This is a genomic window from Cryobacterium levicorallinum (assembly GCF_004402405.1).
In the GTDB taxonomy this organism is placed as follows: domain Bacteria; phylum Actinomycetota; class Actinomycetes; order Actinomycetales; family Microbacteriaceae; genus Cryobacterium; species Cryobacterium levicorallinum.
On record NZ_SOFE01000028.1, the window covers coordinates 1 to 22,354 of the forward strand.

The 22,354-nt window shown below is 65.8% G+C and carries 20 protein-coding genes and 4 pseudogenes; 15 read left to right on the forward strand and 9 right to left on the reverse strand.

Translation table 11 applies throughout. The features are described from left to right. Positions 1–209, forward strand: a pseudogene (locus E3O11_RS17755) (PKD domain-containing protein); the annotation flags it as partial. 141 nt (positions 210–350) lie between these two features. Here the strand turns inward: E3O11_RS17755 and E3O11_RS15710 are convergent. After that, on the reverse strand, positions 351–2,027 hold the full coding sequence (locus tag E3O11_RS15710; protein ID WP_166787607.1) for a flotillin family protein: 1,677 nt from the start codon (positions 2,025–2,027) through the stop codon (positions 351–353). A gap of 184 nt (positions 2,028–2,211) precedes the next feature. Then, positions 2,212–4,407: a caspase family protein gene (locus E3O11_RS15715; RefSeq protein ID WP_092452098.1), complete on the reverse strand. Its 2,196-nt coding sequence runs from the start codon at positions 4,405–4,407 to the stop codon at positions 2,212–2,214. Positions 4,408–4,834: 427 nt separating this feature from the next. Between E3O11_RS15715 and E3O11_RS17855 the strand changes: the two genes are divergently transcribed. Continuing rightward, complete coding sequence (locus tag E3O11_RS17855) at positions 4,835–6,079, forward strand: gluzincin family metallopeptidase (RefSeq protein WP_174775760.1); 1,245 nt, start codon at positions 4,835–4,837, stop codon at positions 6,077–6,079. Positions 6,080–6,106: 27 nt separating this feature from the next. Here E3O11_RS17855 and E3O11_RS15725 read toward each other — a convergent pair whose 3' ends face one another. Then, complete coding sequence (locus tag E3O11_RS15725; protein WP_092452102.1) at positions 6,107–6,964, reverse strand: caspase family protein; 858 nt, start codon at positions 6,962–6,964, stop codon at positions 6,107–6,109. Positions 6,965–7,200: 236 nt separating this feature from the next. Here E3O11_RS15725 and E3O11_RS15730 point away from each other — a divergent pair, with 236 nt between their 5' ends. Together E3O11_RS15730 and E3O11_RS15735 are read left to right on the forward strand one after the other, a co-directional pair. After that, entirely contained in the window at positions 7,201–7,968 is a 768-nt protein-coding gene (locus E3O11_RS15730) for an AfsR/SARP family transcriptional regulator (RefSeq protein ID WP_092452104.1), read from the forward strand. Positions 7,969–8,098: 130 nt separating this feature from the next. Next, positions 8,099–8,953, forward strand: a complete 855-nt coding sequence (locus E3O11_RS15735; protein WP_241991079.1) for a TIGR00645 family protein — start codon at positions 8,099–8,101, stop codon at positions 8,951–8,953. On the opposite strand, the gene E3O11_RS15740 is transcribed toward E3O11_RS15735, so the two are convergent. Together E3O11_RS15740 and E3O11_RS15745 are read right to left on the reverse strand one after the other, a co-directional pair. Further along, positions 8,950–9,474: a pyruvate formate lyase family protein gene (locus E3O11_RS15740; RefSeq protein ID WP_134495630.1), complete on the reverse strand. Its 525-nt coding sequence runs from the start codon at positions 9,472–9,474 to the stop codon at positions 8,950–8,952. The two genes, E3O11_RS15735 and E3O11_RS15740, sit on opposite strands and share 4 nt — an antisense overlap. Positions 9,475–9,555: 81 nt before the next feature. After that, complete coding sequence (locus tag E3O11_RS15745) at positions 9,556–11,274, reverse strand: AMP-binding protein (protein WP_092452108.1); 1,719 nt, start codon at positions 11,272–11,274, stop codon at positions 9,556–9,558. 106 nt (positions 11,275–11,380) lie between these two features. Between E3O11_RS15745 and E3O11_RS15750 the strand changes: the two genes are divergently transcribed. The 3 genes from E3O11_RS15750 to E3O11_RS17765 all read left to right on the forward strand — a co-directional run bounded on the left by E3O11_RS15750 (position 11,381) and on the right by E3O11_RS17765 (position 13,197). Beyond that, a complete protein-coding gene (locus E3O11_RS15750) occupies positions 11,381–12,337 on the forward strand; it encodes an ornithine cyclodeaminase family protein (protein WP_241994756.1) in 957 nt (318 codons plus the stop codon). Between the two features lie 45 nt (positions 12,338–12,382). Beyond that, positions 12,383–12,886 (forward strand): GNAT family N-acetyltransferase, encoded by a 504-nt coding sequence (locus E3O11_RS15755; protein ID WP_092452112.1) that lies wholly within the window; start codon positions 12,383–12,385, stop codon positions 12,884–12,886. A 134-nt stretch (positions 12,887–13,020) separates the two neighbouring features. Beyond that, on the forward strand, positions 13,021–13,197 hold the full coding sequence (locus E3O11_RS17765; protein WP_166787608.1) for a hypothetical protein: 177 nt from the start codon (positions 13,021–13,023) through the stop codon (positions 13,195–13,197). A gap of 87 nt (positions 13,198–13,284) precedes the next feature. On the opposite strand, the gene E3O11_RS15760 is transcribed toward E3O11_RS17765, so the two are convergent. Next, the gene (locus E3O11_RS15760) at positions 13,285–13,932 is read right to left on the reverse strand and encodes a GntR family transcriptional regulator (RefSeq protein ID WP_241994757.1); all 648 of its coding nucleotides are present in this window, start codon (positions 13,930–13,932) and stop codon (positions 13,285–13,287) included. 243 nt (positions 13,933–14,175) lie between these two features. Between E3O11_RS15760 and E3O11_RS15765 the strand changes: the two genes are divergently transcribed. From E3O11_RS15765 to E3O11_RS17770, 4 genes and pseudogenes are all read left to right on the forward strand, one after another. Next, positions 14,176–15,738: a maltokinase N-terminal cap-like domain-containing protein gene (locus E3O11_RS15765; RefSeq protein WP_092452116.1), complete on the forward strand. Its 1,563-nt coding sequence runs from the start codon at positions 14,176–14,178 to the stop codon at positions 15,736–15,738. A gap of 147 nt (positions 15,739–15,885) precedes the next feature. Next, positions 15,886–16,488: a M12 family metallopeptidase gene (locus E3O11_RS15770; protein WP_244946790.1), complete on the forward strand. Its 603-nt coding sequence runs from the start codon at positions 15,886–15,888 to the stop codon at positions 16,486–16,488. Then, positions 16,374–16,655: pseudogene (locus E3O11_RS18840) on the forward strand (M12 family metallopeptidase); the annotation flags it as partial. The gene E3O11_RS15770 and the pseudogene E3O11_RS18840, both read left to right, overlap by 115 nt. Before the next feature lie 118 nt (positions 16,656–16,773). Then, the gene (locus tag E3O11_RS17770; protein WP_479684275.1) at positions 16,774–17,232 is read left to right on the forward strand and encodes a PLL family lectin; all 459 of its coding nucleotides are present in this window, start codon (positions 16,774–16,776) and stop codon (positions 17,230–17,232) included. On the opposite strand, the gene E3O11_RS15780 is transcribed toward E3O11_RS17770, so the two are convergent. Together E3O11_RS15780 and ku are read right to left on the reverse strand one after the other, a co-directional pair. Then, the gene (locus E3O11_RS15780) at positions 17,203–17,589 is read right to left on the reverse strand and encodes a hypothetical protein (protein ID WP_092452119.1); all 387 of its coding nucleotides are present in this window, start codon (positions 17,587–17,589) and stop codon (positions 17,203–17,205) included. The genes E3O11_RS17770 and E3O11_RS15780 overlap by 30 nt on opposite strands. A gap of 287 nt (positions 17,590–17,876) precedes the next feature. Further along, positions 17,877–18,703 (reverse strand): annotated as a pseudogene (gene ku, locus E3O11_RS15785) (non-homologous end joining protein Ku); the annotation flags it as partial. Between ku and E3O11_RS15790 the strand changes: the two are divergent. The 4 genes and pseudogenes from E3O11_RS15790 to E3O11_RS18505 all read left to right on the forward strand — a co-directional run. Then, entirely contained in the window at positions 18,693–19,727 is a 1,035-nt protein-coding gene (locus E3O11_RS15790; RefSeq protein WP_241994759.1) for a DNA polymerase ligase N-terminal domain-containing protein, read from the forward strand. The pseudogene ku and the gene E3O11_RS15790 overlap by 11 nt on opposite strands. A 21-nt stretch (positions 19,728–19,748) precedes the next feature. Beyond that, positions 19,749–19,997: an ATP dependent DNA ligase gene (locus E3O11_RS18335; protein WP_241994760.1), complete on the forward strand. Its 249-nt coding sequence runs from the start codon at positions 19,749–19,751 to the stop codon at positions 19,995–19,997. 70 nt (positions 19,998–20,067) lie between these two features. Then, complete coding sequence (locus tag E3O11_RS15795; protein ID WP_092452122.1) at positions 20,068–20,775, forward strand: phosphatase PAP2 family protein; 708 nt, start codon at positions 20,068–20,070, stop codon at positions 20,773–20,775. A gap of 272 nt (positions 20,776–21,047) precedes the next feature. Beyond that, positions 21,048–21,488: pseudogene (locus E3O11_RS18505) on the forward strand (phosphatase PAP2 family protein); the annotation flags it as partial. A 33-nt stretch (positions 21,489–21,521) separates the two neighbouring features. Here the strand turns inward: E3O11_RS18505 and E3O11_RS15805 are convergent. Next, positions 21,522–22,325, reverse strand: coding sequence for a DUF1206 domain-containing protein (locus E3O11_RS15805; protein ID WP_092452125.1), 804 nt, complete (start codon positions 22,323–22,325; stop codon positions 21,522–21,524). Positions 22,326–22,354: the final 29 nt, after the last annotated feature.

Below are 22,354 nucleotides of genomic sequence, written 5' to 3' on the forward strand. Positions count from 1 at the left end.
CCAGCCACAAGTACACGGCCCAGGGCACCTACTCCATCGTCCTCACCATCAAATACCAAGCCGACTACAGCTTCGGCGACCAAGGCTGGCGCCCAGTCGACGGCACCATCACCATGCCCTCAGCCCCATTCACCGTCATGGCCGCAAACGAATCCACCGTACTCGTCGCCGAAGACTGCCTCACCAACCCCCACGGCCCCGGCTGCTGACGAGGTCGGGGGTCGCACTTCGGTGCCGGAGGATACGGGGCAGGTGATCCCGCGCCCCCGGGCGCTGGCCAGACACTGTTACAGTCTTCGAACGCTAGCTGCACCGGGGCCGTGGGAGCGAATCTCCCGCGCTTCTGCCAGCTACGGGAGCAGGCGATCCCCAGCTTTCTTGGGCAGCCGGGCCGCCGCCGCACGGGTAATTGCGGCAGCAGCTTCGTCGGCGACAGCATCGAAATCAACGCCGTCGATCGACTGCGAAACGGATGTTTGGGCTGCTGATCGCGCCGCTGCGGCAGCCGTCGCTGCGGACGGGGCCACCGACGTTGTCGAAGGCGCAGCGGCGGCCGACGCCGACGTTGGCGCCGCCCCGGATTGCTGTGACGCAGCGCCGGTTGCGCTCGAGTGAGTCGGCGCAGCACCAGTGGTCGACGCGGATGCGCCGCTGTGGCTGGGCGTCGCGTTCCGCAAAGCGGCTCCCGCAGTGCCGCCAAGCAGCCCACCGAGCAGGTCCTTGATGCCGATTCCCATGGTGGAGCCGAGCACGGCGTCGACCTCGCTGAAGCCGGACGCGACGTTCTTGGAGAGTTGGCTGGCGCCATCCGTTGAAATGACGGTGAGCTGGTCGATGTTACCCATCGGTGCGGCCAGTTCGTGCGCGATCTGCGGGAGCATTTCAATCAGGCGCAGCTGAATGAGCGCCTCGGACTGCTGGGCGACGGCCTCGGCGGAGAGGCGCGTGGCCGTCGCTTCGGCGGTTCCTCGGGCGAGAATGGCGTCGGCCTCGGCCTGGCCCTCCGCGCGGGTAGCGTCGGCGTTGGCGACACGGCTGTCGCGATCGGCGGTGGCCTTGGCAACGGATGCCTCGGCCGCCGCGATCGCGGTGACCCGGATGCGGTAGGCATCGGCGTCGGCGATCGCGTTGACCTCGGACTCAAGCTCGGCCTTGCGCAGGCTGGCCCGGCGCTGGGCGGTCAGTTCCTGCTCCTGCACGATGGCCTGCTGCGCCTTCGCCTCGGCGAGCGGCTTCGACGCGGCGGCCTCGGCGGACGCCTTGTCGGTGTCAAGCTGCAGCGCGGCCTTACGCAGCGCGAGCGTATTCTGCGCTTCCGCGATGGCCTGCTCGGCGGTAATCAGGGCTTCCTGCGACTCGCGGTTCGCAACGTGCTCGGCCACCTCGGCCTGGCGACGCACCTTCGCCTGCTCGGCACGACCGATGTCACGAATGTAGTCGTTCTCATCGGTGATGCCCTTGATCTCGAAGGAGTCAACGTCGAGGCCCTGGTTGGCGAGTGATTCGCGAGCCGTGGCGAGCACCGAGGAACCGAGCTCATCGCGCTTCTGAATAACGGTCATGACGTCGGTCGCACCGATCGACGAACGCAGCGAACCGCTCAGCACCTCCTGCGCGAAGCCGTCAATGTTCTTGTCCTGCCCAAGAAACCGCTGGGCGGCGGCGCGAATCGCAGCGGGGTCGTCGCCGACCTTGACGATGGCGACGGCCTCGACGGAGAGCGTGATGCCGTTGCGGTCCTGCGCGACGGCCGTGATCTCAATCGCCCGGCTGCGCAGGCTGATCTTGAACGCCTTCTGGAAGAACGGCGTGATGAACACACCCTGGCCATGCACGACTCGCTGGCCGGATTCCTCGAGCGTGGCGCCATCGACGATGGTCTTGCGGCTCTTCTTGCCGGTGATGATCAGGGCCTCATCGGGCCCCGCGTTCTTATAGATCGTCTTGGCGTAAATCAGGCCGATAAGCAGAACCACGACAATCGTGAAAATGATCCCGGGGATCGGGCTGAACAGAAAATCGAGCATGGGGTCCTTCCGAGGAGCCGGCGCGTACATCGTTTCCGCGATTCGGTCCGACGACCTCGGCGCAGAGCTGTTCCTCCAGTGTCGCAGGCCACAGCGATGGATGCGAAAGATGTCGACAATAAGCGGATGCCGTCGGTCACGTCGTCAACGGCACCCACCGTCTTTCGGGGTCACCAGCGGGCCACTACCCGTCGATGAAGTCGGCGGCAGCGCGCAGGAACGCGGCGGCCGCGCGGGCGCGATCCGCAGCATCCGCTTCGTGACTGGCAGCGACGCCAGCCGATCCGGCGGTACCAGCGGATGCCGCGAGCGCGTCGGTCCCGCCCCCGGGGCTTGCGGCCGGGTCGAGCAGCGACTTTATCGCGGCGGGGATCGTGCCAGATGCGGTGCCGGGCGGCCGATCAGTCGGTTCCGCTGCGGCAGCCACCAGCGGCGCCAGGAAGACCCGTGATTTCGCGGCCCGCGGCCCGTTGAAGTCGGGGTACTGTCGCGGCTGACTCGAAAATGCCTCCCGGATCTTCGCCAGGAACTCGCCGTTGGTCAGCCGATTTGCACTCGGCACCACGAGCAGGCTGGCTGCCACGGTGAAATCGCCGTGACCGCCTGTCTCGTACGCCACCTCGGTCGGTTTACAGGCGCTGAACAGCACTTCCCGCGCCAAGGCCCGCTTGCCGGCCCGGGCGGGAGCCCCGCGCTTGGCCCGGTATTTCTCGCTGGTCTCCTTGTCGGGGATGACGTACCGCGCCCGACGCCCATGGGGAGCGGATGCCGTACTCAGGTCCTCCACATCGACCGGCAGCAGTTGCAACCGGCGTTGGCCGTCGCCCGAGTGACAGGAATCGAAGAAGGCGGTGAGGCTGACGCCGTCGGGCAGCTGGTCGAAGATCTCTCCGAGGTCGTCGTCGATGATCAAATTGCCCTCGCGAAAGTCGATCGGGCAGAGCGCTTCGTCGTACTGCTTCTCCTCGTTGCCGGACTCCGCCTCGTCACCGTCAAGGTCGTCCACGTAGGTGCCGTGCCCGGCGTACTGAAAGACCAGCACATCGCCCGCGACGCTGCTCGCCACCACGTCGAGCAGCCCGAGCAGAATATTCTGCCGGGTCGCCTCCGCGTCGAGCAGCGTGCGCACCGCGAAACCGGCCGCGGTGAGCTGCGCTGCCCAGGCCTCGGCATCCGCTACGCAGCCGTAGAGGGCATCGCCGCCGGGATACGCGTTGATACCGACACAGAGCGCGTGGTGGGTTCCGGCCCGCCGGGGCGTGGCCGGGCCTGGTACCGGCCAGAGCTCGTCGCCACGGGAGCGGGTGATCGGGAATGACTGAATGCGCGAGCTGCCGGTGACCCGGCGCGCGACGCTGTCCATGGTCGGGATGTCGGTGTCGAACCCGCCATGGCTGGTCGAGGTGCTGCGGTTGGTCAAGGGGCCGCCCGTTGCTTTCGACCAGATAATGTCAGCGATGCCTCCGCTCGTGCCGGACAGCCCGAACAGTCGACTGAGCACCGGGTCGGCGCGGAGGCACTCCTCGAGGCCCAGAATGGGCGAAAATTCTTCGGGCTCAAACGACGCCCGCACCAGGTAGAGCAGGGACTTTCCGTAGGCGCCGAGGCAAGTGTCAGCGCGCTCGAGTTTTTCGGTCATGGTGAACAACGCCAGCGACTTCACCTCCTGGCCACACAAAGGCACGAGCTGCTTCTCGAACACATCGGTGCGCACGGCCGGAGCCAGCAGGCTGAGCGTGTCGAAGGCCGGTACCCCGGCCTTCAAAGCGGCGGGAATAAAGAAGGGATGAAAGATTGATCCGGCACTGTGCCCAACGGCGTGCACGCTGATCGTGTCGGGGTGGGCGGTGCAGTACGCGCCGAGTGCTTCAGCGACGTAGCGGGCGCCGCCGTCCCCGGCCGATGCAGCCTCGGCCGCGCGCTTCATCTGCCCCCAGATCGCCTGCCCCTGGCCGAATCGGGCCGCGAGTTCAAGCACGCGGTCCTTGGCCTCGTCGAGCCAGCCGCGACGACCCTGCGCCCAGTCCCCCACCGCACCAGCGATGGCCCCGGCCAGGCCGGTCTCCCAGACGAAGTGAATGGGATACACGCCGTTGGACTTCCACCACTCCACCTGGGTGGCAGCGATCCGCAGCCCGGACTGCTCGCCGACCAGCCCGCCGTGGGCGCAGAACACAACGGGTACGACGCCGCCATGCTCGGCAACAAAGGCCGGCAGATGCGTCGCAAAAACGGCGTCGACATCTTTTTTAGTGGTCTGGAACACTCCACTCGATGAGAATTTGCCGCCGCTGAGGTTGACCACGTGCGGGCGAAGGCGGTCGAGCTCACTTGGAGACAGCGGCGGCTGCCGTGTGGCGGGGGGCATCGGTTCGGGCATGGCACCGTTCCTCTCATTCAGTTCATGTCATCTAATTCATGCTGGAACAGGGGTGGGGCGTTGCGATTATGTCGCTCCAGCGTTACTGCTGCGTTACTTCACCCGAAGCCTTGACAAACCACGCCGGCGGTTGCATATTGCACACAGAAACGGATGCTGTGGGGGCCGCCATGACAACTGGTATCGATCCCGAGTCTGCTGACGCGTCGCTCGCGCAACCGAGCGATCCAGGGCTGAGCGATCCAGGGCTGAGCGACGCCGGGCAGGGTGGTCTGCCGGTCAGCCTGACCGTTCTGGCCGAGGGGCCGTTCACCACGGTCCCCCCGAATCCGCCCCGGGCGAACCCGCGCCGCTGCTCACGACCACGCTGCGGGTTCCGGTCGAACGCATCGGCCCGGGGCCGCGCAGCGCCCGGTTCGACGTGATCGTGCGAAAGCCCCGTCAGAAGCCGTTCAGTCTCGACATCGGCTCCCCGACCCCGCCGTGGATGATCGTCGACGAGAAACCGCCCGATGATCTGGCGGCCCTGCTGGAGGACAGCCGATTCCTGGCGCAGCAGGTGTACGCGGTGGCGGCATCCACTCTCGCCCTGCATGAAACGTTCGCCGACCTCGTGGCGCTGCTGTCCGTGTTTTCCACCCGCACCCTGGTCGAACAAATGTTGACGTCGTCCGGCGGTGACACCCTCAACCTCGATACCCTCAGCGAGGATGTACTTCGGAGCGACCTGTTCAGTTTGGGCGATGAGCTCTTCAAACGCGGAACCGTTCGGTCGTCCCTGAGCGAGGACAGTCCGCCCGACTGGCGCACCCTGCGCGACCCGCACGCTCGCGGCGGCGCGATCGTGCAGGTACTGCTGCGCGTGGTGGTGCGACTCTGGCTGAAGCGGCTCGACTTGCCCGGAGGCCGCTCGAGACTGTACCAGATCGCCCGCGCCGGCGCAGACGTTGGCCGTCAGGTCTTGGGAATGCTCATCCGCAGCCTGGGCTACATGGCACCGGTGGATGTGACCTGGGAAGACCTGCTGGGCGGAATCCTCGCCGCCGACATGGCGGTCGTGCCCGACGACGACCTGGAGTATCGTCCCGTCGTTACCGAGGCATTCGCCGAGCTCGGCATCAAATTGCCGCCGAACCACGACCTTTCGGGCGTTGCGACCTTCATTGGACTGCGGTACCCGATTCGGCTGGCCGCCCTCAGCTCCGACCCGGAAGAGATCGTACGTTTTCTCTGGGAGAACCCGAAATTGCTGGAGGCGGCGAAGATCGACCCCACTCGCCCCATTTCAGTGGAACGGGTGCGGCCGACACTTCGGGTTGGGCCGGACGGCTTCGTGGTGTCGGAGATCGGTGCCACCTTCACCCAGGAATTCACGTTCACCGTCGCTGAAGCGCGCAGATTCGGGCTGACCACCCAGGCGAATGTTTTCATTCGCGGTGGCGGGCAACTGCGCTTCGACGAGGGTGGTCGTCTGAGCTTCGCCGCACTCAAGCCGATTCTCGACCTGGATCGGCAGCGGGCTAAACTCGCCGCGCACGCCCTCGCTCGCCCGGCGCTGAAAGCGGCTGCCGCGCCGCCCCCCGCACAGTCGCCCGCACCGCCGCCCGCCGCCGCGCCCGCTACCCCGGCACCAGGCGTAGCCGAACTGCGTCGGCCGACCTTTCACCCCTGACCCGTCTTCTGCGCACGAGCGCGGCGTTCAGAACGCGGTGCCCCACGCCGTTGTTTTGCCGGGGTCGGGTGCCTCGAGCTGCGCGATCTGTTCGAACTTACGGGCGCGCAACTTCTTGTTGACGCGCTTGACGACGTCGGCGCGACTGGCGCCGGCCCCGCTGCGCAGCTCCTCGAGCAGAAAATGCGTGAACGGGCCGTTGTACCGCCCGTCAAAGTTCGCGTCGATCGCTTCCTGGTCGGCCTGGCATGCGGCCAGCGACACGGGCTTCGCAACGGCCGACGAGGTACGCACCAGATCGCGCAGTATGCGGGTGTTCGCGCCCGCGACCGCTGTGCCGTCCCGGCCTAGCGGTGTCGGTGGGGGCACGAAGCGTGGACGACGGTCATCCGGTAGGAGGAGTTGGTCCATCGCCCGCAGGCCGCTACCGCTATGGCAGGTGTCGAAAATTACGTCGAGCAGCACCCCCTCGGGCAACCGGGAAAACAAGGTGTGCAGTTCGTCGTCGACGATGAGCGATTCGAGGTCCCACTGGGTGCCGACCTGACGCAGGTCACAGGTGGCAAAGGCCTCGTCGACGCCGTCAGGCTCTTCGTTATCGGTGTCGGCCACCTGCGTGCCGTGGCTCGACATGGTGAACAGAATGCGCTCCAGATGCTCCCCCGGGGTATTCGCCCGGTCGAGCGCCTCGACCAGCGTTCCGTAAACCGCATCCCGGGTCGCGGCTTGGTCGGTCAGCAGGGTGATGCTTGAGTCGGCAAATCCGAAGGCGCTCCCGAGCAATGCACTGAGGTCTTCGGCATCATTGACGCAGCCGTTCAGCCAACTACTCATCGGCAGGTTCTCGAACCGATTGATGCCCACGCAGAGTGCCAATTGCTTCATGACGATCCGATCAAAAGGGCCGATTGCCAGCGGATGCCGCAGGCCAACTGTACAAACCCCGGCGTTACTGGCTGGTTACTGCCAGCTGTCGGGGGCACGCGTTGGCGGTGGCGGAGCATCCACTTTTTGGCGCGCACACGGCATTGACAACCGCCCCGGGGTGGCCATTCTGGGCGGTAGCGGATCCCGCCTGAGGTTGCGGGTCAGCTTTGTACTTTTTCGCGGATCGAGCACTCATGGGATTTTCAGTGACACCGGGCTGGGATCTTCGCGTGCTGGGCTACTGGCAGTTACACTACAGCGGCGTGCCAGTCGAGGTCGGTGCCCGCCAGCAGCGGCTGCTCGCGGCCCTCGCCGTGTTGCACACCCAACCGCGGCACGTGCTGGCCGCGCTGCTCTGGCCGGATAGCTCCGAGCGTCAGTCGGCCGGCAACCTGCGAGCGAGCGTGTTTCGTATTTCGCACGAACTCCCCCGATTGCTCCACGCAACCGATCCGCTGCAGCTCGACGCGGCGGTGCGTGTGGATCTGCACAAGGTACGCGATTTGATCACCGAGATCACCCTGACCGGCGGGTTGCCGGTGCCGCCGGAATCCGTCGATGTATTGCAGGAGGCCAACCTGTTGCCGGGCTGGTACGAGGAATGGGTGCTGGAACAGCAGGACCATCTGCTCAATCAGAGGGTGGACGCCCTGGAATCCCTGGCCCGCTCCCATCTGCTGGCCGGCAGTTTCAGTCGCGCCCTGGGCGCGGCCCGTGCCGCTGCGGTTGTCGATCCGTTGCGGGAGAGCACCCAGCATCTGCTCGTGCGCTGCCATCTCGCCGAAGACAACTATGCCTCGGCGGTGCCGGTGTACCGCAGTTTTCGCGCCCATCTGGGCCGTGAGCTCGGCGTCGAACCATCCGCCCATTTCGCCGCGCTGCTCGGACTGGAGCCGACCGATCTGTCCGGAGGCCTGCCCACCGGCCGCAGAGCTCTTGAGCGTTCGCTGCGACCTTCCTGATCGTCCCGCCCAGGCGCCCACAATGCTGGCGCGCAGCCATCGTGACCGGATTCATCAACACGTCAGCGTACGTCCACAGGCGCTGCGGCGCACAGGAGGTTCTCACCCGGGCCTCCCTTATGATCAACCGGTGACTGAAACCGAGTTCCCCCGCCCGTTCCGCCCGCAGTCGCGCTGGGTGCGCAGCGTCGGCCTGATGATCTTCTTCAGCCGCTGGCTGCAGGCGCCGCTTTATATCGGGCTCATCATCGCGCAGATCATCTACGTGATCGTGTTCATGGTCGAGCTCATCAACCTCGGCGGCGACGTCTGGACCTCGCTGACCGTGCCAGGGGACGACGGTGGCATCCACGTCGAAGAAGCCGCGATCATGCTCTCGGTGCTCGGCCTGATCGACGTCGTCATGATCGCGAACCTGCTGATCATGGTCATTATCGGCGGCTACGAGACGTTTGTGTCCCGCATCCGTTTGGAAGGGCACCCCGACCAGCCGGAATGGCTCTCCCACGTCAATGCCAACGTGCTCAAGGTCAAGCTCGCCATGGCCATCGTCGGCATCTCGTCGATCCACCTGCTCAAGACCTTCATCGAGGTCGGCGACCTGGCCGCGCGCGGCACCCCCGTCGATAACAACCCGACCGAAACCATCACCGGCAATATCTACACCTGGGACGGCGTGCTGTGGCAGGTCATCATTCACATGGTTTTCATTCTCTCGGCGATAGCACTGGCCTGGATCGACCGGATGTCCCAGTCCGGTCACTCACCCGCCACAGGGGTGGCCGCGGTGCACCCGGTCACCCCGGCACCGGCACCGGTCGCGGCCCTCGCCCCCGCGCCCGCGCGCCGCGAACTCGAAGGCCACCCTGCGGGAGCGACCGGAATCGCCCTTCACCTCTCCCAGCTCGGTCAGCTGCGCGAAGCCGGCGTGGTGACGGATGCCGAATTCCACGCCAAAAAAACGGAGTTGCTCGCCCGCTTCTAGCCAGAACGTCGTGAGGCCGCGGGCGCGGAACTGGGCCCGCACCCGCTCCTGCAGCGCGGAATCGGGCGGTAGCACGCCGTACAGCGGATACGGAATGGCCAGGCGATTCCACTTGTCCTCGCCCATCTGATGAAAGGGCAGTACCTCGACCCGGGTGTGCGCCAGCCGCCGAAGGGCATAATGGCGCGCTTGAGCGAGGCATGCGTTTGCAGACCGACAATGGTCTCGCTCGGCTGGTCGATGTAGCCGGGGGCGTGCGCGGTAATCGATGCCGGGGTGGTCGGGTCGACGTCGTAGACGCCGAGCGCGCGCTCCCGGGGGAACATCTCCGTCAGCCGGGCCCAGAGCGCCAGTGTGCGGTCGGTGGCGCCGGTCAGAAAGCTCGCATCATCGGTGAACGGCGTGTAGTTGCGTTGGATCAAATCTCGAACATCATGGCCGTGCTGCGACGGCCCGGCGGTGAAGCCAGCCCAGCCTGTGTCGTCGGTTGTCGTGGCACGCGGGTTGTCGAGGAGGGTCATGCTTCCACGCTAGCGAGGGGGCCAGGCCCGGTCTCGGGCTGTAAGCGCCGACTTTCCCGCAGATTTTTCGAGCGGATGCTGCTAGCGCGTGAGCCCCGGAAACTGGTCGTCGCGCCATTCATTCGGCAGCCGGGTGCCGGCATTTGCCGCGTCGGCTTCGCGCTCGCGTAGTTCAACCCGGCGGATCTTGCCGGAGATGGTCTTGGGCAGCTCGAAGAATTCCACCCGGCGCACCCGCATGTAGGCGGGCAGGCCGGTACGGGCATGCCGAAGCACGGCTTCGGCGGTTTCGGCCGTCGGCTCCCAGCCCGGGGCGAGGTGGATGTACGCCTTGGGAATGTTCAGCCGGGTGGCATCGGGCGCGGGAACCACGGCGGCTTCGGCGACCGCGGGGTGTTCGAGCAGCACGCTCTCCACCTCGAACGGCGACACCTTGTAATCGCTCGACTTAAACACGTCGTCGGTGCGGCCGATAAAGGTGAGGTAGCCGTCGGCATCCACTGTGGCGACGTCGCCGGTGTGAAAAAAACCGCCGCGAATGGCGTGCGCGGTAAGGTCGGGTTCGCCGTGGTAGCCGGTCATCAAGTTGACCGGGCTCGTCGACAGGTCGAGGCAGATCTCACCTTCCTCGGCGGGCAGTTCGGTGATCGGGTCGAGCAGCTTGATCGAGACGCCGGGCAGGGGCAGGCCCATCGACCCGGCCTTCAGCACCGATCCGGGACCGTTTCCAACGATGGCGGTGGTCTCGGTCTGGCCGAAGCCATCGCGGATGGTCAGTTTCCAGCCGTTGTCGATCTGCCGAATGACCTCGGGGTTAAGCGGTTCCCCGGCGGAGAGCAACTCGCGCAGGGCGGCCGGCCGGGGGCCGACATCCGCTTGAATGAGCATGCGCCAGACCGTCGGCGGCGCGCAAAACGTGCTGACCTTCGCTCGATGCAGCTGGGCGATGAGGGCGCTGGGAGCGAACTTGGAGTAGTTGTAGACGAATACGGTCGCCTCGGCGATCCACGGGGCAAAGAAGCAGCTCCAGGCGTGCTTGCCCCAGCCGGGCGAGCTGATGGCGAGGTGCACATCTCCGGGGCGAAGGCCCAGCCAGTACATGGTCGACAGGTGGCCGACCGGGTAGGAGGTCTGCGAGTGCAGCACCATTTTGGGCTTGCTCGTCGTACCGGAGGTGAAGTAGATCAGCGATGGGTCACCGGATGCCACGACCGTCGCGATGGGTTCCGGGGTGAGCGCGTAGGCGTCCGCGAAGTCGGCCCACCCGGGGCGCGGCGCGCCGACGCTGATGCGGGTGTAGTCGCCGGGAACATCGTCGAACTTGGCTGCATCGGACGAGTTCGCGATCACATGGGTGACGCCGCCGCGAAGCACCCGGTCGGTCAGGTCATGAGCGGCGAGCACGGCACTGGTCGGCATGATGACCGCGCCGACCTTCATAATGGCGAGCATCGCCTCCCAGATTTCGAGCTGGTTGCCGAGCATGAGCATGACATGGTCGCCGTGCCGCACGCCCTGCCGGGCCAGCCAGGTGGCCACCTGGTCGGAGCGTTGCGCCATCTCGGCGAAACTGAACTTCTGCTCGCTGCCGTCTTCTTCGACGATCCACAAAGCGATTTTGTCGTTGCCGCGTGCGAGCACGTCGAACCAGTCGGTGGCCCAGTTGAAGTGTTCCCCCACGTCGGGCCATTCAAACTCCTGCGCGGCACGGGAATGATCGTTGCGCAGCGCCAGCAACTGGTCGCGGGCGGCCCGGTAGCTATCCGTGCTCGGTTTGGTCGTGCTCACCTGGTGAGTCATACGCCGTTGTCTCCTCTTGCCACCGTGAAACGTGTCGCCAGGCTGAAACGGCGACAGTCCATTCTGGCAGTGCTGCGGACGCAGGCCGCCCGATAGTCTGCGACGGATGACATTTACAAGCTCCAGACCCGCTCCGACCACCATGGTCACCGCCGAAAAGATTTTTGAGCGGGTGGACTACGGTGCGGCGGTGCGAGCCGTGCAGAACGCGCTCGCCACCGGGCTCGATCCGGTGCGTGACTTGGCCCGGCAGGTTCTGGCGGTCGCGAACGGCCAATTGCTGCTCATGCCCACTGAAGCTTCGGATTTCGTCGGCATCAAAGTGGCGTCGGTCGCGCCGGGCAACCCGGCCCTTGGTCGGGAGCGCATTCAGGGCGTCTATCTGCTGCTCGACGCCCTGACGCTCACGCCGATCACGCTGTTCGACGGCGCCGCGATCACGACCCTGCGCACCCCGGCAGTGTCGGCCGCGGCCGCCGACTACCTGGCTCCGGCCGCCGTAGAACACCTGGTGGTGTTCGGGTCGGGGCCGCAAGCCTGGGGGCATATCGAGGCGATGCGGGCCATCCGCTCGATCGACCGGGTCACGATCGTGGCCCGAGACCAGCCCCGCGCCGAGCTGTTCGCCGCCCGGGTGACCGCCAGCGGCCTGCCGGCCCAGGTCGGCACGGCCGCTGACGTGGCAACGGCCCAGTTGATCGTCTGCGCCACCACCGCGCGTACTCCGCTGTTCGACGGCAGCCTGGTGCACGCCGATTGCTGCGTCGTCGCCGTCGGTTCGCACGAAACGGATGCCCGTGAGCTCGACTCAGCGCTCCTCGCCCGCGCGCAGGTCGTCGTCGAAGACCCGGCCACGGCGCAACGGGAGGCCGGCGACGTCATCATCGCGGTGGCCGAGGGTGTCATCGCCCCGCACGAGCTCGTGCCGCTGCTTGACATCGTGACGGGAACCGTCGCCGTCACGGCGGAAACTCCGCGCGTCTTCAAGAGCACCGGGATGTCATGGGAAGACCTCGTCATCGCGACCGCCGTGTACCGGGCCGGAGCGCGCTCGGAGGCGTAGCGGGCCCGTGGTTCGCGGGCCAGGGCGTTGGCCTATCGTTAGTGGGTGACCTACTCGATTCGTTCCCTCGTGGCCGCCGACCTGCCGCGCCTGCTCGCGCTCAACAATGCCGCCGTTCCAGCGGTCAATGAGCTGGATGCGCCGGCACTGGTCGCGCTGGTCGAACACAGCCACCTCGCGGTCGCTGTCGTCGCCGACGACGATGCGGCCGCCGAGGTACTCGGCTTTGCCATCCTTTTTGTCGCCGGCGCCGAGTACGCGAGCGAGAACTACCGCTGGTTCTCCCAGCGATCCACCGATTTTCTCTACGTCGACCGCATCGTCGTGGCCGACGGTTTTCGCGGGCAGGGGCTCGGCCAGGTTCTCTACGATGCCATCTTCGGTGCGGCCCGCCGCGAGCTGCTCGCCGAGGTGCTGTGCGAGGTCAACCTCGAACCGCCGAATCCGGGATCCCTCGCGTTCCACGGCCGCCTCGGGTTCGCCGAGGTCGGCCAGCTGTCGACGAAGGACGACACCGTCGTCGTGAGCCTGCTCGCGGCATCCGTTTAGCGGTGCGGCCAGACTGTTCTTTACACACAGTTTGGCGGCGAATTCAAGGGGCAGCAGAGAAACACGGAACACCCTATGGTCAATCTGACGCGAGCTACCGCTTGCGCAGAACTGAGCCAAGGGAAACCCCCGCGATGCGACTCACCTGCCCGTTTTGCAAGTCACCCGCTGATTTGAAACCCAACCCCGCGCAGGCCCTGCGCATCACCCTTCCGCTCTACGTCCTCAAGTGCACTGGCTGCGAGCGCACCAGCATCCGCGTCGAACCGGCCAGTCTGCCCCACGTCATCCTGCCGCCGCGCACGGCCTGAATCGTTCGCCGCCGGGAACAAAAAGGCGAAGCTACCGGCTTGGAACGACTGTGCCCGACCCCAAAGGTCCGGGCATTCAGATGCCGGTCACACCGAAATGGATGCCGTCGAATCGGTCAGTCGCGCCAGCGCGGCCTCGGCATGGTCGCTGAGCCGACTCTCGGCCAGCGGCCCATCGCCGTTGAACACAGCCTCGGCGATACCGCGATGCTCCGCGATCCACTCCCCGTCGACCCGATAGGAGTCCTGGAGTACGGTCAGGCACATCCGGGTCTCCGTCATCAGGGTGCTGTGGATGCGCGCGAGGCGGCGGCTGCCACTCAGGGCGACGAGGCGTTCATGAAAGACCATGTCGGCGTCGCTCATGGCGGCACGATTGCCGATGGCGGCAGCATTCTCCATCTCTGATACCTGGGTCAGCAGTTCCTTGCCGGCGGCTACGTGGTCCGCCCGCACCAGCAGCTTGCAGGCCGCCGACTCGATGGCGGTGCGCAGCACGTACATGTCACGAATCTCAGCGTCCGTCATCTCGATGACGAACAGACCCCGGTTGCGAATGCTGACCAGGAGTCCCTCCTGCGTCAGGCGCTGCATGGCTTCGCGCAGAGGGCCTCGACTGACACCGAGTTCGCGGGCGAGTTCTGCCTCACCCAGTTGCGACCCGGGAGCGACCTCGCCGTGCGCGATCGCGTAGCGCAGTTTGCGAGCGATGATCGACGGAGTTGATTCCTGCACGACTGGTTCCAATGAATATCGCTGGGGCATACCCTGCACGGTTCTTTCTCGAATGGATGTCTAGCATCATCTGAAGGCGTCCCACCACGCTGTCCATTGTTTACAATGGTAACTTGGGGCGCCGAAATTGTCGCCCGATCGACGCAATCCCGGTTAGGGGGCTTGACAGAGGCTACCGCAAGCCCCAAGTTCGGGTCCTCGGGCGCGCCGACAGAATCCCGGTTGGGACGCTACGCTGGCGGCATGATCGATGGAGACAGCGCTCACCGTCCAGACCGAGATTCGCAGCCCCACAACACCGCCGACCTCGCCCCCAACCATCGCGGCACCCCACTGCCCAGCTACGTCAATGCCTGGGTGTCGACGCAGCGTTGGTTCGGCAACAAGGGGCGAGTTCCCGCGCTGCGCAGCATCGGGCACTTCGCCCTTGACTGCGCCGAGCCGGGAGTCACCATCCGCGTTGATTTCGTGCTCGACACAGCGAGCCTCACCCACACGCTGTACCAGTTGCCGACCACTGAACGCTTCGAGGAATTGCCCGGCGCCGACAACGCCCTGATCACCGTGCGCCAACCGGGCTCGCTCAACGCCCGCTACATTTACGATGCCGCCTACGACCCCGCCTTCGCTGCCGCGTTGCTGGCATTCATGGAGCGGCAGGACGTGTCCGTGTCCACCAATCCAACGGCGACCGACCGCTCCGCCGCCAGCGCGCGGGGCGAGGACCTGCGCCCGCGCTCCACCGCCCCTTCCAGCACGACGGCCGCAACCGTCATATCGAGTCGGGTGCTCAGCGGAGAGCAATCCAATACCTCGATCATCGTGGAGCGCGTCGACGCATCCGGTTCGCCAGCGGTGCCGATTATTTGCAAGGTCTTCCGAATTATTCATGCGGGAGAGAATCCGGATGTGACGGTGCAGGCTGCGCTGGCCGGTGCCGGCTCAACTCGCATCCCGCTGCCGTTCGGTGCCGTGCTCGGCCAGTGGGACGATCCGGCCGAGCCCGGCCAGAGAGCGGTCGGCCACCTGGCATTTGCCCAGGAGTTTCTGCCCGATGCACCGGATGCCTGGCGCACGGCCCTGATCGCTGCCGCCGCGGGCAGTGATTTCACCGGCCCGGCCTTCCGGCTGGGGCAGGCCACCGCCGACGTGCACCACGATCTCGCGCGCACCCTGCCGACCTTGGAGGCGAGCCCCGAAGTCATTGCCGAGGAAATGGCCAAGATCAAACTGCGCTGCAGTCAGACCCTGCGTGAAGTCCCGCTGTTGGCCAAATACCAGAGCGCCATCGAAGCGGTGTTTGCCCGGGCGGAATCCGCGGCGTGGCCCAGACTCCAGCGCATCCACGGTGACTTTCACCTCGGGCAGGTTCTCGACGTGCAGGGCCGCGGCTGGGTGCTGCTGGATTTCGAGGGTGAACCGCTACGCACTCTGCGGGAACGCACCCGGCCCGATGTCCCGATGCGCGACGTCGCCGGCATGCTGCGATCCTTCTCCTACGTGTCCGGCGCGATGACGGCAACCACGGCCGAAGCCGCGGTCACCCTCGCCTCAGCTGGTTCGTCGTCCTGTGCGATGACGAAGAATCTGCCGATGATTTCCGATTGGGCAATGGCCTGCCGTGGCGCTTTCCTCGACGGTTACGCGGAACGCTCCGGCCTCAAACTGGCCGAGCAGCTTGCCCTGCTCGAGGCCTTCGAGCTCGACAAAGCTCTCTACGAGGCTGTCTATGAGAGTCGCAATCGACCCGCCTGGCTGCCGATCCCGCTCGCTGCGATCGAACGGCTGGTCGGCACGCCGGACTGATCGTGGTGCGCAATGCCGAACTGTGGGCCGCCGGGCGCGACTCCGTGCACCGGCCCCGAGTAACGCTCCGATAACGCCCGGCGGCGTAGCCTGACGCGCGTTCCGGTACAGTGCCAGCAAGGGACAGAGCACACAGGGAGTAGTTCCATGGCAGAAAATATTTCCGGCCCCGGGGGCGACCAGAAATTCGTTAGTGAGGGTGAATTTCAAGCGGGCGAATCGGCATCCGGTTTCATCTCCGGCGTCACCTTCGGGCCAACCGAAGTGGTCTACTACAAGGTCAACAATCTGGCCGTCTTCGAAGGTGACATTGTGCTGGGCACGGTTGCCGAGTTGGAGCAGACCAAGGATGCCGAAAGCCACGACGACGGTCGTGCCCGCGGCGTGGCCATCACCGGCGCGCGCTTTCGATGGCCGAACGCCCACGTTCCGTTTCGGATCAACGCCGCCCTTCCGAACCAGCAGCGGGTGCGCGACGCGATCTCCCACTGGGAGGCCAGCACTCCCATCCGCTTTACCGAACGCACGGCGGCCAATACGGGGCAATTCTCCAACTTCATCGAGTTCAGCGATTCTGGCGGATGCTGGTCGATGCTGGTCGATGCTGGTCGATGCTCGGTATGCAGGGTAACGGCATGCAAACCATCAGTTTGGGGACCGGCTGCAGCACCGGTAATGCGATCCACGAGATCGGCCATGCGGTCGGGCTCTGGCACGAACAGAGTCGGGAGGATCGCAACGCCTTCGTGACGATCAACGTGGCCAACATTGAGTCGGGTATGGAGAACCAGTTCGACCAGCACATCGTCGACGGTGACGATGTCGGTGGGTATGACTACGGCTCGATCATGCACTATCCGCGCACCGCGTTCTCGAAGAATGGGCTTGAGACGATCACCCTGGTGCAGGCCGGAGCGCAGATCGGTCAGCGCACCGCGCTATCGGCCGGTGATATCGCCGCGGTCAACCTCATGTATCCGCAAACCGTACGGGCCAGTTCGAGCCCGGTGGTGTCGTGGGGTGCGAACCGGTTGGATGCGTTCGTGCTCGGTACCAACCGGGCCGTGTTCCACAAGTGGTTCAGCGGAGCCGGGGGGTCCCTCGATCACCGGCTACGAGAACATGGGTGGCATCGCCGAGAGCGTTCCGCAGGCGGTCGCGTGGTCGCCAGACCGGCTCGACCTGTTCGTGACCGGTACCGACAGCGCGCTCTATCACAAGTGGTGGAACGGCAGCTCCTGGGGGCCATCGGTCACCGGCTACGAAAACATGGGCGGCATCGCCACCTCGCAGCCGCGCGTCGTGTCCTGGGCACCCTGCCGGATGGACGTGTTCCTCACCGGCACCAACAGCGCGCTGTTCCACAAGTGGTTCAACGGCGCTGCGTGGGGTCCATCGCTCACCGGCTATGAGAGCCTCGGCGGCGTGATCACGTCGTTCGACGAGGCCGAAGTGCGTGCCGGTTCAGACACGCTGAACCGGGACACGGACTGACCCCTTCGGCAGTACCGGGTGGGACTGCGTCGAGACGAAATCCCCCTCGGTGATGTCGGGGCGTTCGATGGCCGAGTCAGGCTGGGGCCGTTCCCCGGCCGCGACGTGCGTCAGGGGTTCGCGCGAATCGGACTTCTGGCGCACTTCTGTGTCCGGGGATCCCTCCCGCACATGAATGCGCAAATTCAGCAGACGGATGCCCGCAAGCGCGTCCGCAGGCACGGTCACGGTCACCGGCAACCCGGCAGCGGCATCGGAGTTCGTGTCCGCGGCGAGCGCGGGGATCTCGGTGCGGGAGTGGCCCACGATGGTGCTCGGAGCATCCGCTTTGGACACGTCTTCAATCAGCACCGTCACGGTGAACGGTCCGGTCGGACGCTCCCCCGGTGCGAACTCGATGACGCCGGTGACGGTGACGTTCCTTTCGGTGGGTTCTGGTATGTCGCCATGGTGCCACCGCCCCGAACATCGTGCTCGTCGCCGCGGCAGCGTGCCGCGCGGGACTTGCGCCAGTACGCGGGAGTTAGCGCCTGGCCAGAACCCCAGCGCAACGCGCCACGCTGGACTTGCGCCAGTACGCGGGAGTTCCGCCTCCCGCGCAGCGGCGCAGCTCCCGCGAATCGTGAAGTGGCGGGAAGTCAGGAGGCGGAACGAGCCCGCTTCGCCTTCGCTTTCGGCTTGGCGCGATCCCGGCTGGCTTCGACGCTGCGGCGTAAGGCCTCCATCAGGTCGAGCACCTCGCCGCCCTCGCCATCGTCTTCATCGGGGCGCGCGTCTTCTCGGTGTCGACGGCGTCGCCGCGCTTCAGTTTGGCCTCGATCAGGGCCCGTAATTCATCTTGATAGTCGTCGCTGAAGGCATCTGGCGCAAAATCGGCCGCGAACGACTCCACCAGGGCCGCCGACAGCTCCAGCTCCTTGGAGCTGATGTTAACCCGCATGTCGAGGGACCCGAATTTCGCCTCGCGCACCTCGTCAGCCCAGAGCAGGGACTGCAGCATCAGCACGTCGCCGTGCACCCGCAGCGCGCCCAGCCGGGTCTTCTGCCGCAGCGCGAAGTGCACGATCGCCGTACGATCGGTGGCCTCGAGCGTGCGGCAGAGTAACACGTACGCCTTCGACGATTTGCCGTCTGGCTCGAGAAAATAGCTCTTGTCGAGCATGATCGGATCGATCTGGTCGCTCGGCACGAACTCGACCACGTTGATCTCCTTGCTGTGCTCGGAAGGCAACGACGCTAAGTCCTCGGCGCTGAGCACCACGGTCTGCTCGCCGTTGTCGAAGGCCGTGTCGATGTGGTCATACGGAACGACCTTGGAACACACTTCACACCGACATTGATAGCGGATGCGTCCCCCATCGGCATCGTGCACCCGGTGCAGCGAGACGTCGTGATCTTCAGTGGCGCTATACACCTTGACGGGCACGTTGACGAGTCCGAAGGTGATCGCACCGGTCCAGATGCGCGACAAGAGGGACGCGAGCAAGACACCGGAGCCGGTGCCGGCATCCGTTCCGGAATTGCATCCGGGCGAGACCGCCGGGCAGAGTTTCGTCATTCAGGAGCACCACGCCCGCAACCTGCACTGGGATTTCCGCCTCGAACACGACGGGGTGCTGGTGTCGTGGGCTCTGCCGCGCGGCGTGCCGGTGTCGCCGACCCAGAACTGGCTTGCGGTTCACGTGGAGGACCATCCGCTCGAACACGGCAGCTTTGAAGGAAACATTCCGGTTGGAGAATATGGTGCCGGCGACGTCAAGATCTGGGATCGCGACGACTACGACCTCGAAAAATGGCGCGACGACGAAGTGATCGTGACTCTGCACGGCGAACCCCACGCCCGACTCGGCGGCACCGCCCGGTTCGCCCTGATTCGCACGAGCGCCGGACGCGGGGCGGCGAACAACGGGCTGATTCACCGGATGAAGCCACGCGACGGGGCTGGCGGTTCACACACCAATGCCCGCCCGACCGCCGGGCAGATCGGCCACGCACCACCCAAGAACACCTACTCCCCCATGCTCGCCGCCGCCGGCTCCGCAGCCGACCTCGGCGACGACGACTGGGCGTTCGAGATGAAGTGGGACGGCATGCGCGCCCTCGCCTACGTCTCCCCGGCCGAGCAGGGCGTGCGTCTGGTCACCCGCAACGGGCACGATGTGACCGTGTCCTATCCCGATCTCACGACCGATCTGCTCGCCGCGCTGGCCACCACCGAAACGGATGCCGCGGTGCTCGACGGCGAGATCGTGGCCGTCGACCCGGGCGGACGCCCCGATTTCGGGCTGCTGCAAACCCGCCTGAGGCTGACCGAGCCGCAGGAGGTGGCCGCTGCGGTGAAGAAGACTCCGGTGCAGTTCTTGCTGTTCGACCAGCTCGGGCTCGAAGACATCATGGCCAAACGACAGGATGGCCGTTACAGCGCGGGGCGCCGGACGCGAGACTGGGTGAAAATCAAACACTTCCGCACCCAGGAGGTCGGAGTCGGCAGCTGACGGCCCGGCAAAGGAAACCGGTTGGGCACGATCGGATCCCTGCTGCTCGGGGTTCCCACCGACGGGGCCTTGCGCTACGTCGGCCGGGTCGGCACCGGGTTCGCCGACCGCGACCTGGCCAGCATCCACACAAGTCTGAAGCGACTGGTGCGCAAGACGACACCGTTCAGTGACATTCCCCCAGCGGATGCCGCCAGCGCGGTCTGGGTGCGCCCGTCCCAGGTCGCCGAATGGACCGCGACCGGCCGGCTGTGTCAGCCGTCCTGGTGAGGCTGGCTTCCCGACAAGACCCCGGGCGAATTTGTCAGCGAATGATGTACGCGCGATCTAGCATTACCCCATGGTGAGTGATCGGCATCCGGAAGGATCGGCGACACCACGCGCGAAACGCATCACGCGTCGGTGGCCGCTGATCAGCGGTCTCGGTGCGCTCGCTCTCACAATCGCCCTCGGCTATCTGGTGCTGCTGCGTGGCACCGCTGACACCATCGATGCCGGGTCACTCGCCATCGACCGGTCCTGGCTCGCCTGGATCGATCGGTTTCGCGGGCCGACCCTCGACGCGCCAGCGCTGGTGCTGAATTACCTCGGCTTCGGGCTCACGGCGTCGCTGCTGATTCCCATACTGATCGTGGGCGTTCTGCTGCTGGCCCGGCAGTATTGGGCGGTCGGGTTCTACCTCGCAGCGACGATACTCACCGGCGGCGCCGTGCAGGTGCTTAAGAATTTGTTCGGGAGAACCCGGCCCCAGGACATTCTGGTGAGTGTCGATTTTGGGTCGTTTCCCTCGGGGCACGTAGCAAACGCGGCCGTCATGGCCACCATTTTCGCACTCCTATTTTCACGATGCTGGGTCTGGATACTCGGAGCTGCCTACACTCTGGCCATGATGATCAGCCGCACCTATCTGGGAGCGCATTGGCTGACCGACACGATCGGCGCCCTACTGCTCGGCGTGGGCATCGCCGTTGCAGTCTGGGCGCCGTTGGCGGCAAAACTCGACGGCGAACGCCGGTTGCGCGCCGCCGAACATTTGAAACGGCACTGACACTCTTCTACCGAAAGGACGAACAGATGGGCGGTGTCCGGTCCGCAACGGTGTGGCGCACCCGCTACGGAAAGTTTGTCGTCGACGCCCGGCCGCTGTCCACGGCCACGCGTCGGCAATTGCGCCTGACCGCCATCGCCCTGGCCGGTGTCGGCATCCTGCTCTTCATCGGCGTGCTCATTGACGTGCTGCAACCGGACCGGTCGTCGTTCTACGATTCGCCGGTTCGCGAGTGGCTCGTCGACAACCGCTCGCCGAACCTGACGCTGATCATGATCGGCCTGGCCATCATCTTCGGGCCGGTCGCGTTGCCGATCATCGTGCTGGTTTTGACCGTCGCCTGGGGGGTCTGGGGCAAGCACGCGTGGCGACCGCTCCTACTCGCCATAGCCATGCTCACCGGGGTCATTCTGGCGCAGATTCTGGCGCCGCTCATCGCCCGCAGCCGCCCACCGATCGAGCTGATGCTGTTCGGCGCCGACCACTCGTACTCGTTTCCGTCGGGGCACGTTCTCGGTGCTGCCGATTTCGTACTGGTGCTGACTTACCTGGTCGTGTCCCGGCGCCCCGGTCGGCGTGCTGCCATCGTCAGGTTCAGCATCGCGGCGCTCTGCATCGGGGTCGCCGCGATCAGCCGTCTCTATCTCGGCTATCACTGGGCAACGGATGCCCTCGCTTCACTGTCGATCTCGCTCGTCGTGCTCGGCGGGGTGATCGCCTGGGACACCCGCCATGCGTCCCGCGGACTACAACCGGGCGCGGCGGGCGCGAATGAAGCAGTACAGGCCGTAGGCCATCAGTCCGACACCGATCAGGATCAGGGCACTGGTTCCGAACGGCAGGGCGGCGAGCGCCTTGAGCGCCCCGTCGAGCCCGGTGGATTTGCTGGCATCATTGGTGACCGCGGCGACGCCGACGAGGATCGCGGCCACGGCGAGCGCGATGCCCTTGGCGACGTAGCCGACGACTCCGAGGGCGATGACCGCGCGGCCGGCCGATCCGCCCGGCACGGCGAGGTCTGACCGGAACTTTTGCGCTGCACCCTTATAGGTGAAATAGCCGCCGACGCCGAGCACGGCCACACCGGCCAGGAACAGCACGATGACGCCGCCCGGCGAGGACAGCAACGACGAACTGGCGCTCTGCGTACTGCCGGCCGAGCTCGACGTACCGCCCCGGGCGAAGGTCAGCGCCGTGACGCCGAGGGCGATATAAACGATGGCTTTGGCAATGTTGGCCAGACGACGCGCCCATTTTCGTTTGGGCTCGTCCTGCATCACGAATGCGGAGACGACCAGCCACAGCCCGAGGGCGAACATGCCGACCACGACGGTCCACAGCAAAAACACCCCGCCCGGGCTCGAGGCCAGCTGGGCGAGTGCCCCGCTTTGGTCGGCGGAGCCGCTGCCCGCACCGATCGCCACGGTAATCGCGATCGACCCGATCAGGATGTGCAGCAGCCCGTTGACGGCGAACCCCAGCCGTGCCAGCAGTTGCAGTGCCGAACTGTTGCTCGCGTCGCGAGCGATGTGTGTCGCCGGTGAATTCATCACGGGCTCAGCCTAGGTCGACACACGCC

Bases quoted from the DNA above. Each gene is read 5' to 3' on its own strand.
- E3O11_RS15790 (WP_241994759.1), top strand. From the start codon at position 18,693: ATGCGCGACAAGAGGGACGCGAGCAAGACACCGGAGCCGGTGCCGGCA.
- E3O11_RS17770 (WP_479684275.1), top strand. From the start codon at position 16,774: ATGCGTTCGTGCTCGGTACCAACCGGGCCGTGTTCCACAAGTGGTTCA.
- E3O11_RS15795 (WP_092452122.1), top strand. From the start codon at position 20,068: ATGGTGAGTGATCGGCATCCGGAAGGATCGGCGACACCACGCGCGAAA.
- E3O11_RS15710 (WP_166787607.1), bottom strand. From the start codon at position 2,027: ATGCTCGATTTTCTGTTCAGCCCGATCCCCGGGATCATTTTCACGATT.
- E3O11_RS15750 (WP_241994756.1), top strand. From the start codon at position 11,381: ATGACATTTACAAGCTCCAGACCCGCTCCGACCACCATGGTCACCGCC.
- E3O11_RS15745 (WP_092452108.1), bottom strand. From the start codon at position 11,274: ATGACTCACCAGGTGAGCACGACCAAACCGAGCACGGATAGCTACCGG.
- E3O11_RS15725 (WP_092452102.1), bottom strand. From the start codon at position 6,964: ATGAAGCAATTGGCACTCTGCGTGGGCATCAATCGGTTCGAGAACCTG.
- E3O11_RS15715 (WP_092452098.1), bottom strand. From the start codon at position 4,407: ATGCCCGAACCGATGCCCCCCGCCACACGGCAGCCGCCGCTGTCTCCA.
- E3O11_RS15730 (WP_092452104.1), top strand. From the start codon at position 7,201: ATGGGATTTTCAGTGACACCGGGCTGGGATCTTCGCGTGCTGGGCTAC.
- E3O11_RS15805 (WP_092452125.1), bottom strand. From the start codon at position 22,325: ATGAATTCACCGGCGACACACATCGCTCGCGACGCGAGCAACAGTTCG.
- E3O11_RS15770 (WP_244946790.1), top strand. From the start codon at position 15,886: ATGGCAGAAAATATTTCCGGCCCCGGGGGCGACCAGAAATTCGTTAGT.
- E3O11_RS15765 (WP_092452116.1), top strand. From the start codon at position 14,176: ATGATCGATGGAGACAGCGCTCACCGTCCAGACCGAGATTCGCAGCCC.
- E3O11_RS15740 (WP_134495630.1), bottom strand. From the start codon at position 9,474: ATGACCCTCCTCGACAACCCGCGTGCCACGACAACCGACGACACAGGC.
- E3O11_RS17765 (WP_166787608.1), top strand. From the start codon at position 13,021: ATGCGACTCACCTGCCCGTTTTGCAAGTCACCCGCTGATTTGAAACCC.